This window comes from Kitasatospora sp. NPDC051170, assembly GCF_044455705.1.
Classification (GTDB): domain Bacteria; phylum Actinomycetota; class Actinomycetes; order Streptomycetales; family Streptomycetaceae; genus Kitasatospora.
Genome location: NZ_JBITFA010000020.1, coordinates 125,890 through 135,342, shown reverse-complemented (window position 1 = coordinate 135,342; position 9,453 = coordinate 125,890). Strand labels below are relative to the sequence as shown.

The following is a 9,453-nucleotide window of genomic DNA, read 5'->3' as shown; positions in this document are numbered from 1 at the left end:
TTCCGAACCCGGAAGCTAAGCCTCATAGCGCCGATGGTACTGCAGGGGGGACCCTGTGGGAGAGTAGGACGCCGCCGAACAATTCTTCTGAAAAGACCCCCTCCCATTCGGGAGGGGGTCTTTTTGCGTTACCCTCTGCGAATGCAGAACCTGACCCTGACCTGGCAGTCCGCCGGGGGAGCCGCTGTGGTGCTCTACGGCGGTGCGTTTGCGGCGGCGAAGGTCCGGAAGCCCTGGCTGTCGGCGCTGCTGCGGGAGGCCGGCACGCTACTGGCGCTGTTCGCGCTGTGGCAGCTGGTGGGGCGCCTGTCGGTGATGGGGACGGATCACGCGCTGGACCGGGCGAGCTGGATCCACCGGACCGAGCTGGCGATCGGGTTGCCGGACGAAGCCTCCTGGCAGGCGGCGGTGACGCCGTACCCGGTGCTGGTGCGGCTGGCGAACTACTACTACGCGACCATGCACTTCGCCGTGATGCTGGGCGTGCTGCTCTGGGTGTTCCTGCGGCACCGCGAGCGGTACGCGTGGGTGCGGAACACGGTGGTGATCACCACGGCGGTCTGTCTGCTGGTGCAGTTCATCCCGGTGGCACCGCCCCGGATGCTGCCGCAGAACGGCTTCGTGGACGTGGCGGCGCAGTACGGGCAGTCGGTGTACGGCGGCGCGGTCGGTGGGGTGGTGGCCGACCAGCTGTCGGCGATGCCCTCGGTGCACGTGGCCTGGTGCGTGCTGGCGGCGGTCGCGGTGGTGCGGGTGTCGCCGAGCCGTCTGCGGTGGGTGATGGTGCTGCACGCGGTGCTGACGGTCGCGGTGGTCGTGGTGACGGCGAACCACTTCTGGGCGGACGGCATCGTCGCCGTCGCGATCCTGCTGTGCGCGTACGCGGCGCAGGCGCTCGCGGCACGCCTGTGGGGCAGGACCCCCGCGGTGGCGGAGGCCCTGCCCCGGTCGGGCGACGAGCCCGGGAGGACGGACGAGCGGACGGACGGGCGGGGGACCGGCGGCCGGAGGACGGACGACCGGTCGCGGCAGGTCACTTGACCGGCAGCGCGAGCTTTCCCCAGGCGCCGTTGCTCAGCGCGGACGTCGCCCAGTACCAGGCGGAGAGGCCGGAGAGGGCCGCGACCCAGCCGGCGAACTTCGCGAGCCCGCCGTAGCTGCCGAAGGTGGCGATGGCGGACAGGACCAGGGAGAGCGTCAGCAGCCCGTAGACGGCGCGGCTGAGCAGACCCGCGCCCCAACCGGCCGCGGTGAGGGTGAGGGCGAGTAGGGCCCACAGCAGCAGGAACAGACCGGCGGCGTTCTTGCTCGCCCCGCCGGCCATCGACCAGGTCGCCCAGAAGGCGCCGAGGCTGGTGAAGGCGGTTCCGGTGAAGCCCTCGCCGCCGCGGAGCTGCCAGAGGCCCGCGAGGAAGAGGGTGACGCCGCCGAGCAGATGGGCGAGGTGGGCCGCGTCCCCGACGCCGGTGCCCTTGAGGACACCTGTGGAGAGAAGGCCGTAGGCGAGCAGTGTCAGGCCGAGTGCGAGGTAGCCGAGGTTACCCGCGTCGGCTCCGGTGGAGCGGGCGTTCGTTGCCCCGGTAGCTTCGTTGCTCACCGGAGGCTCCTTTCACTCTGGGCGCGCGCAGGGCGCAGTGGGCCCTTGGCGGCTTGTCGATGAGTGGATGCGCGTGACCGCGCCGAGGGCGCACGACGGCGAGCGTGCGCGGGCTGCGGTCAGAAGTGAGGTCAGAAATGATGGGCCGGCGGAGAGCCGCCGGTCACGTCCCCTTCCGGGGGAATCCCCGGCGAGATCGGTTTACCCGGCCGAGGCCGCTTGTACCCTTGTGAAGATAACAATTCGTGACGGTGTCAGCTGTCGAACGGTCACGACTGGCGCTGAGTCGGAACCCGCAGGGTCAGGATCGCCATGTCGTCGGACGGCGGCTCGGGGGCGAAGCGCTCGACGGCGCGCTGGACCCGGGTGGCGACGGCTCCGGCGGTCAGGCCCGTGCAGCCGGTGAGCACCTCGGCGAGGCCGTCGTCGCCCAGCATCCGCAGGCCCTCGCGGCGTTCGGTGACGCCGTCCGTGACGCACAGCAGCACCTCGCCGGGGGCGAGGACCAGGTGTTCGGCGGTGAGGTCGAGATCCTCCAGGACGCCGAGCAGGGGCTGCGGGGTGGCGGCGCGGTCGACCCGGCCGTCGGTGCGCAGCCGCAGGGGGAGCGGGTGGCCGGCGCAGACCAGGGACAGCTCGGTGCTGCCGTCGGGCATGGGCGTCAGCTCGCCGTAGAGCAGGGTGAGGAAGCGGCTGCGCGAACCCTCGTCCAGGATCGCGGCGTTGAGGCGGGTCAGCACCTGGGGCGCGTCCAGGCCCTCGCGGGCGAGCAGGCGCAGGGAGTGGCGGGCCAGGCCCGTGACGGAGGCGGCCTCGGGGCCGGTGCCGCAGACGTCGCCGATGGCGAAGCCGTAGGTGCCCTCACGGATGGTGAAGAGGTCGTAGAAGTCTCCGCCGACCTCGTTGCCCTCTCCGGCGGCCTGGTAGAAGACGTCCACCTCGACGCCCGGGATCTCGGGCAACTCCGGGGGCAGCAGGCTGCGTTGGAGGGCCTGGCTGGTGGCGGTGCGCTCGGAGTAGAGGCGGGAGTTGTCGAGGGCGAGGGCGGCTCGGCGGGAGAGGTCCTCGGCGAGTTCGAGGATCTCCTGGCGGAAGCGGACCCCGGTGGGGACGCCGAGGGCGAGCAGGCCGATGACGCGGTTGCGGGCGGTCAGCGGCAGGACGACGGTCTCGCCGAGCACGCCGGAGAGACCGGGGCCGTCGCTGAGCCCGTGGGCGGCGGCGGTCTCGGCGGGGGCCGTCCAGAAGTCGACGCCGTGGGCGGGGCCGGCCTGCGGGGCGGGGGTCTTGTCGAGCAGGTCGCGCAGCGGGTCGATCCGGTCCTCGTCCTCGTGCAGGACGAAGGCGAGGTCGGCGGGGGAGCCCGGGTCCCCGTTGGTGTAGACGGCGCACCAGGAGGAGAGCGTGGGGACGGCCATCTGGGCCATCAGGGCGAGGGTCTGCTCGTGTTCGAGGGTGCCGGCCAGCAGGTCGGAGGCTTCGACGAGGAAGGAGAGCGAGCCGCGGCGCAGCCGCTCCAGTTCGGAGAGCCGGGTGCTCTCGACGGCGAGGGCGACGCGGTCGGCGGCGAACTGCAGGCGCAGCGCGTCCTCGTTGTCGTAGCGGCCGGGGACGGAGGTGGCGATGCCGAGGGAGCCGATGAGGCGGCCCTCGACCTTGAGCGGGACGGTGACCAGGGAGCGCATTCCGCTGCCGGTGAGCAGGGGCATGCCGGTGGGGCGCCCGGCGAGGTCCTCGTGGACGGAGGGCAGGCGCGCGGAGTCGTAGCGGTTGCCGGTCTCGACGGGGAAGCGGGCGTGGCGGCGGTGGCCGGTGGTGAGTCCGGTGGCGGCGCGGACCTCGAACTCGGTCTCGTCCTCGGTGGTGAGCAGCAGGTACGCGGCGTCGGCGTCAAGGAGGTCGCGGGCGCGTTCGACGGTGCGCTGGAGGAGGCTGTCGAGGTCGTCGGTGGCGACGGGGCCGGCCAGCAGGTCGAGCCGGGGGCCGCCGGGTTCGCCGCGGCCGTCGGGCAGGGTGCGGGCGGGGGAGCGCAGGACGGCGCGCTCGGGTTCGAGGACGAGCAGGCAGAGGGTGGAGGGGACGCCCTCGGTGTCGCGCACGCGCACCTGGAGGCCGTACACCTCGGTCTCGGTGCCGTCGGGCAGCCGCAGGCCGTAACAGCCCTCCCAGCGGGCCAGGCGCAGGGTGTCGGTGAGGCCGAGGCCCTGGCCGGACTGCGGCCAGACGGCGAGGTCGGCCCAGGGGCGGCCGAGGACGGCGGAGGCGGGGCGGTGGAAGAGGGCCTCGGCGTCGGGGTTCCAGGCGAGGACGCGGCCGTCCTCGTCGAGCTGGACGACGGCGACGTGGACGGGGCCCGGGCCGCTGGGCAGGTCGCTGCCGGGGGTGGCGGGAACGGCGTAGCGGGTGCCGACCACGTGTTCGGGCAGGGCGAGGCGGAACCAGACGGTCTTCTGCCCGGCCGTGAACTCGACGCCCCAGCGTTCGGCGAGGGCGGAGCACATCAGCAGTCCGCGGCCGCCCTCGCCGTCGGGGTCGGCGTAGCGGTCGGAGGTGGGACCGCCGCCGAGGGAGGGCAGTCCGCGCTCGGGGTGGTGGTCGGTCACCTCGATCCGGACGGACTCCTCCTCGCGCAGGCAGCAGACCTCGGCGGCCGTCCCGGCGTGCACGACGGCGTTGGTGACGAGTTCGCTGACCAGCACGACGGCGTCGTCGACGACCTCGGGCAGGCCCCAGCCGAGCAGCGCGTCCCGGACGAAACCGCGGGCGGCGGCGGCGGACCGGCCGTGCGGGTCGAAGGTGGCGGCTGCGCGCGCGGTGACCACGTTGCCACTTCTCCTCTACTGCTCTGGCCTGGCTGTCCGGGGGTGCGGCGCCGACTCCCCGTACGCGCCGGACCGGGTGAGCGGCGGCGCTGGGTCGGGTCGTGGCCCGGGTGCAGCGCTCCACCCTACTTTCCGCTTGGTTCCCCGTGGGGGCGGGGCGGTGAAACAGGCTCCTGAGGGTGATTCTGCCCACCTGTTCCGGACGGTGTGGTACCAACCGTGAGCAACCGGCCGTGCACGCGGCGCCGGTGCTGCCAGACTGGGGGGTCCGCGACGGCCGGTGAGAGCAGTACGGTCGGTCGGAAGGTTCACGACGTGGGAGGGGCCTCTTTTGAGCACGGCCACCAAGGACGCAACCGGTACGACGCCGCCCGCAGCGCGCGGCGGACGCTCCGGCGCCGCGCCGCGGAACGCGGCCGGTCGCCAGAGGAGTCACAACCGCGGGGCGGAGCCGGCGGAGCTGCGCAAGCTGCTGTCCGCGCTGACGGCGATGCGCGACGGCAACTTCCGGCGCCGGCTGACCGTGCCGGGCGACGGGCCGCTGGCGGAGATCGCGGCGGTCTTCAACGAGGTCGCCGAGCGCAACCAGCACCTGACGGGCGAGCTGGCCCGGGTGCGGCGGGCGGTGGGCCGCGAGGGCCGGCTGAACGAGCGGCTGGAGACGGGCGCGGGCGAGGGCGCCTGGATGGCGGCCGTCGACAACTGCAACGCGCTGATCGACGATCTGGCGCGGCCGATGGCCGAGGTGGGCCGGGTGCTGTCCTCGATCGCCGAGGGCGACCTGGACCAGAAGATGGAGCTGCGCTCGCTGCACAGCAACGGGGTGAGCCACCCGCTGCGCGGCGAGTACCTGAAGATCGGCCGTACGGTCAACGGACTGGTGGACCAGCTCTCGGAGTTCACCGAGCAGGTGACCCGGGTGGCGCGCGAGGTCGGCACCGAGGGCAAGCTCGGCGGCCAGGCCAAGGTCCGCAGCGTCTCCGGCAGTTGGAAGGACCTCGCGGACTCCGTCAACACCATGGCGGGCCGCCTCACCGCGCAGGTGCGCAACATCGCCCAGGTGACGACGGCGGTGGCCAAGGGCGACCTGTCCCGCAAGGTCACCGTGGACGTGGCCGGCGAGATGCTGGAGCTGAAGAACACCGTCAACACGATGGTGGACCAGCTGAACGGCTTCGCGGCCCAGGTCACCACGGTGGCCCGGGACGTGGGCACGGAGGGCCGCCTCGGCGGTCAGGCGCAGGTGCCGGGGGTGGCCGGGGTCTGGCGCGAACTGACCGACTCCGTCAACTTCATGGCCGACAACCTGACCGGCCAGGTCCGCAACATCGCCCAGGTGACGACGGCGGTGGCGCGCGGGGACCTCTCGCAGAAGATCGAGGTGGACGCGCGCGGCGAGATGCTGGAGCTGAAGAACACCATCAACACGATGGTGGACCAGCTCTCCGGCTTCGCCGAGCAGGTGACCCGGGTGGCCCGCCAGGTGGGCACCGAGGGGCGCCTGGGCGGCCAGGCGCAGGTGCCCTGGGCGGCCGGGGTGTGGCGGGACCTGACCGACAACGTCAACTTCATGGCGAACAACCTCACCGATCAGGTGCGCAACATCGCCCAGGTGACGACCGCCGTCGCCAAGGGCGACCTCTCGCAGAAGATCCAGGTGGACGCCCGCGGGGAGATCCTGGAGCTGAAGAACACCATCAACACGATGGTGGACCAGCTCTCCTCCTTCGCGGACGAGGTGACCAGGGTCGCCAGGGACGTCGGCACCGAGGGCATCCTCGGCGGCCAGGCGAGCGTGCCCGGGGTGTCCGGCACCTGGAAGGACCTGACCAACTCCGTCAACCTGATGGCCAACAACCTGACCATCCAGGTCCGCAGCATCGCCGAGGTGACCACGGCGGTGGCGCGCGGCGACGTGTCGAAGAAGATCACCGTCGACGCCCGGGGCGAGATCCTGGAGCTGGTGACCACCGTCAACACGATGGTCGACCAGCTGTCCGCCTTCGCCGACGAGGTCACCCGCGTCGCCCGCGAGGTGGGCACCGAGGGCATCCTGGGCGGTCAGGCCCGGGTGCGCGGGGTGTCGGGCATCTGGAAGGACCTGACCGACAACGTCAACTTCATGGCGTCGAACCTGACCGGACAGGTGCGCAACATCGCCGAGGTCGCCTCCGCGGTGGCCCGCGGGGACCTGTCCAAGAAGATCTCCATCGACGCGCAGGGCGAGGTCGCGGCGCTCGCCGGGACGCTCAACACGATGGTCGACCAGCTGTCCGCCTTCGCGGTCGAGGTGACCAGGGTGGCCCGCGAGGTCGGCACCGACGGGACGCTGGGCGGCCAGGCGAGCGTGCCGGGGGTCGCCGGCATCTGGAAGGACCTGACCGACAACGTCAACCAGATGGCCAACAACCTCACCGGCCAGGTCCGCAACATCGCGCTGGTGATCACGGCCGTCGCCCGCGGTGACCTCTCGAAGAAGATCGACGTCGACGCGAGCGGCGAGATCCTCGAGCTCAAGACCAACATCAACACGATGGTCGACCAGCTCTCCGCCTTCGCCGACGAGGTCACCCGCGTCGCCCGCGAGGTGGGCACCGACGGCCGCCTCGGCGGCCAGGCCCGGGTGCCCGGCGTGGACGGCACCTGGCAGGACCTCACCGAGTCGGTGAACGAGCTGGCCAACAACCTGACCCGGCAGGTGCGCGCGATCGCCCAGGTCGCCACCGCGGTGACCAGGGGCGACCTGAGCCTGCGGATCGACGTGGACGCCGCGGGGGAGCTCGACGAGCTCAAGGACAACATCAACCAGATGATCGCCAACCTGCGCGAGACCACCCGCACCAACCAGGAGCAGGACTGGCTCAAGACCAACCTCGCCCGGATCTCCGGCCTGCTCCAGGGCCGCCGGGACCTGGAGGCCGTCGCCTCGCTGATCATGACGGAGCTGACCCCGGTCGTCTCCGCCCAGCACGGCGCCTTCTTCCTCGCCCAGCCGGCCGGCCGCACCGCCGAGCTGATCACCGAGGACGACGACGAGAACGACACCGTGCTGCGCCTGATCGGCAGCTACGGCTACCAGCGCCGGGCGATGCCGACCACCTTCCGGCCCGGGGAGTCGCTGATCGGCCAGGCCGCGGTGGAGAAGCGGGCGATCATCGTCAAGGAGGCGCCGCCCGGCTACCTCAAGGTCGCCTCCGGCCTCGGCGAGGCCTCCCCGGCCCACATCGTGGTGCTGCCGGTGCAGTTCGAGGGCCGGCTGCTCGGTGTGATCGAGCTGGCCACGTTCAGCTCCTTCACGACCGTGGCGCTGGACTTCCTCAACCAGATCGCCGACCTCATCGGCGTCACCGTCAACACCATCAGCGTCAACACCAAGACCGAGGGCCTGCTGCTCGAGTCCCAGCGGCTCACCGCCGAACTCTCCATGCGGTCCGCCGAGTTGGAGGCGCGTCAGGAGGAACTGGAGCGCACCAACGAGGAGTTGCAGGAGAAGGCCGAGCAACTCGCCCAGCAGAACCGCGACATCGAGATCAAGAACGGCGAGATCGAGGAGGCCCGGCAGGTCCTGGAGGAGCGCGCCGAGCAGCTCGCCCTGGCCTCCCGCTACAAGAGCGAGTTCCTGGCCAACATGTCGCACGAGCTGCGCACCCCGCTCAACTCGCTGCTGATCCTGGCCAAGCTGCTCTCCGACAACAACGAGGGCAACCTCTCGCCCAAGCAGGTCGAGTTCGCCGACACCATCCACGGCGCCGGCTCCGACCTGCTCCAGCTGATCAACGACATCCTCGACCTGTCCAAGGTCGAGGCCGGGAAGATGGACGTCCGCCCGTCCCGGATCGCGATCGTCCAGCTGGTCGACTACGTCGAGGCCACCTTCCAGCCCGTCGCCCTCGACAAGAACCTGGACTTCGCGGTGCGGGTCTCGCCCGTCCTGCCCGTGACCCTGCACACCGACGAGCAGCGGCTCCAGCAGGTGCTGCGCAACCTGATCTCCAACGCGGTGAAGTTCACCGACGCGGGCGCCGTGGATTTCTCCATCACCCCCGCCGGCCGGGACGTCCCGCAGCACGTGCGTGAGCGGCTGCTGGAGTCCGGCTCGATCCAGGGGCCCGACGAGGAGCTGATCGCCTTCGCCGTCTCCGACACCGGCATCGGCATCCCCGGCAACAAGCTGCGGGAGATCTTCGAGGCGTTCAAGCAGGCCGACGGCACCATCAGCCGCAAGTACGCCGGCACCGGCCTCGGGCTGTCGATCAGCCGCGAGATCGCCCGGCTGCTCGGCGGCGAGATCCACGCCGAGAGCGAGCTCGGCAAGGGCTCGACCTTCACGCTCTACCTGCCGCTGCGCACCGAGGCCCCGGGCGACGGCCGCCCGGCCGGGTCGGGCATCTCGCTGCACCGCGCCTCGGTCGGCGTGACCCCGGTGGGTCTGCCGGTGCCGGTCGGGGAGAACCCGGCCGAGCACTGGGCCCAGGAGGTCCGCGAACTGGCCGAGGAGCGCCGCAGGGGCGCCCTGGAGCGCCGTCGCAGCGCCGCCCTGGAACCGGGCCCGGCCGGCCCCCGTACGGTCGAGCCCGTGGCCCCGCCGCGGCCCGGGCGCGAGGACACCCGCTTCGACGGCCAGCAGGTGCTGATCGTGGACGACGACGTGCGCAACGTGTTCGCCCTCACCAGCGTGCTGGAGCAGCACGGACTGACCGTCCTGTACGCGGAGAACGGCCGCGAGGGCATCGAGATGCTGGAGCAGCACGAGAACGTGGCGCTGGTCCTGATGGACATCATGATGCCGGAGATGGACGGCTACGCGACCACCGAGGCGATCCGCCGGATGCCCCAGTACGCGGGCCTGCCGATCATCGCGCTGACCGCCAAGGCGATGAAGGGCGACCGGGAGAAGTCCCTGGAGGCCGGCGCCACCGACCACATCACCAAGCCGGTGGAGACCGACCACCTGCTGTCCGTGATGTCCGAGTGGCTTCGCGCCGACCGGAGTTGACATGTCGGGGGCGTGAACTCCTGGCGGTGCTCCGGGGT

4 protein-coding genes and 1 rRNA gene are annotated in these 9,453 nt (G+C 71.6%); 3 read left to right on the top strand and 2 right to left on the bottom strand.

The window, feature by feature from the left end; translation table 11 throughout:
• A 5S ribosomal RNA gene (gene rrf, locus ACIBCA_RS33005) occupies window positions 1-80 on the top strand; the annotation flags it as partial.
• 61 nt (window positions 81-141) lie between these two features.
• Window positions 142-1,041: a phosphatase PAP2 family protein gene (locus ACIBCA_RS33000; RefSeq protein ID WP_396286750.1), complete on the top strand. Its 900-nt coding sequence runs from the start codon at window positions 142-144 to the stop codon at window positions 1,039-1,041.
• Here ACIBCA_RS33000 and ACIBCA_RS32995 read toward each other — a convergent pair.
• Both ACIBCA_RS32995 and ACIBCA_RS32990 read right to left on the bottom strand, forming a co-directional pair.
• Complete coding sequence (locus tag ACIBCA_RS32995; protein WP_396286749.1) at window positions 1,034-1,597, bottom strand: acetate uptake transporter; 564 nt, start codon at window positions 1,595-1,597, stop codon at window positions 1,034-1,036. The genes ACIBCA_RS33000 and ACIBCA_RS32995 overlap by 8 nt on opposite strands.
• Window positions 1,598-1,866: 269 nt before the next feature.
• Complete coding sequence (locus ACIBCA_RS32990; protein ID WP_396286748.1) at window positions 1,867-4,419, bottom strand: SpoIIE family protein phosphatase; 2,553 nt, start codon at window positions 4,417-4,419, stop codon at window positions 1,867-1,869.
• A 331-nt stretch (window positions 4,420-4,750) separates the two neighbouring features.
• On the opposite strand from ACIBCA_RS32990, the gene ACIBCA_RS32985 reads away from it, so the two are divergent.
• Window positions 4,751-9,415 carry a HAMP domain-containing protein gene (locus ACIBCA_RS32985; RefSeq protein WP_396286747.1) on the top strand — a complete coding sequence of 1,555 codons (4,665 nt, stop codon included), beginning with the start codon at window positions 4,751-4,753 and terminating at the stop codon, window positions 9,413-9,415.
• Window positions 9,416-9,453 lie beyond the last annotated feature (38 nt).

Excerpts from the sequence above, each read along its gene's own strand:
- ACIBCA_RS33000 (WP_396286750.1), top strand. The coding sequence starts at position 142 with ATGCAGAACCTGACCCTGACCTGGCAGTCCGCCGGGGGAGCCGCTGTG.